Annotated in this window: 1 protein-coding gene; it reads right to left on the reverse strand. The window is 50.5% G+C overall.

Translation table 11 applies throughout. The annotated features are described in order from the left end of the window. Nucleotides 1–699: 699 nt before the first annotated feature. A complete protein-coding gene (locus ACESTR_RS16090) occupies nt 700–1071 on the reverse strand; it encodes a hypothetical protein (RefSeq protein WP_278686085.1) in 372 nt (123 codons plus the stop codon). Between the last annotated feature and the right edge of the window lie 427 nt (nt 1072–1498).

Consider the following 1498-nt stretch of genomic DNA (forward strand, 5'->3'; position numbering starts at 1 on the left):
GATAATAACAATTCATAGTGTCTGAACAGGGGGATATTCATGCTGCTTACAGCGATGCAGGACAAGCCGAACCAAGGCATACAGGCATACGGGGGAACGCTCCTTAGTGGCCTGCTGGGTGACAGGGGTGCTTTCCCTGCTTGCCGAGATTGCTTGGGGGGGGGCAAGCCCTGCTTTTCCCGCCTGTTGACGTGGCTTTTACGATCTCTCACCTTACCTCTGCCGACGCTGCGTCTCCTTATAAATAAGGGGGGGGGCCTGACTGTGTCAGCCGGTTAACGCAGGCGTTCGGTTCACTCTCGCTTCTGCTTTTGCGTATAGATAGGGATTCTTACACCGCAAGCGGATAACGAATACGAACGCTGCAGGGAATACGTACTGACAGTATTAAACCCGTATTTTTGTTTTTAGAGTATGAAAAAGCGGGAAGATCCGAAGATCCTCCCGCGGGGCGAAAGCCGTTCTAATCCGAAGTACGGGGCGCGTTGTACGGTTCGGGAAGAGCTGCCCTGCCCGTTTTCCCATTTGCAATACGGTCCGTGGCGACCGTATTCCTATTTATGGCGCAGTCCGTGGAAAAGCGGTATTGCGCCTTTTCGATGTTGCTTTTTAATGCCGGCGTTTTATATCTCTGAGGCTGTTGTCTTATTCTTCCGCGACTCCCTGCGCGGCTTATCGCATTGGGACTTAGCCGAGCGGTTATGCGTGCCAATCGGTATAGAGTCCGCAGTGCTTGCAGTGAAGCTTGTAGGTTTTGTGGTGTATGGCGCGGATGCGGAGCGCTACACGGCGGCAGCCGGGGCACCGCAATGTGTAGAGCAGGCGTTCGTAATGGCGGAAGAGAAAGAAATTGATGCTGCTGAGTGCGATGGCCGCGAATCCGATTCCCGAACTTTCGTTCGTGATTACGGGCAGCAGGCAGATTACCAAGGTGAGGAAAAGGAGCGTCAGGCCCAGCGTGTGAATCGTCTGATTACGCAGGTGCCTCTGATACCAGAGCGGCAGCGTGGCGCACATGCCCGTTACGGCAGGGACGCAGCTGATGCCGATCAGCAGGAGATAGTTGTTCATGACAAATATCGGAATGCCTGTCCCCCGGCATATGTAAGTGGGAGTTTGGGATAGGGATACAAAAAACGTGGGACAAAACTCTGATCTGCTTTCTGAGGCTCTGGAATAACCTGTGCAACCAAATACAGAATGAAGCCCACGTTGGAAACGTGAGCGTCAAACTTCATTCCTTGGTTGCTCTTAAAATTTTCCAGATTTTCAGAAAGCAAGGTACAAAGCTAACGCTTTTTATATGTATGTGCCGGCGCTTTTAGTGCGGAACGGCGCGGAAGTGATTCGCAATTAAGTCATAATACGCTTTTAATGCTTCATAGGCAATTGGGATTTAGGATTGCACGCACAAATATAACAAGAACTCGCAAAAAAACGGCAAAATTTGGATAAATAAAGTAAGTGTTTGGTATTGAGGAGAGTTAAGCCAAATTCT

This window comes from Alistipes sp. DJF_B185, assembly GCF_964250025.1.
Classification (GTDB): Bacteria; Bacteroidota; Bacteroidia; order Bacteroidales; family Rikenellaceae; genus Alistipes; species Alistipes finegoldii.

Excerpts from the sequence above, each read along its gene's own strand:
- ACESTR_RS16090 (WP_278686085.1), bottom strand. The coding sequence starts at position 1,071 with ATGAACAACTATCTCCTGCTGATCGGCATCAGCTGCGTCCCTGCCGTA.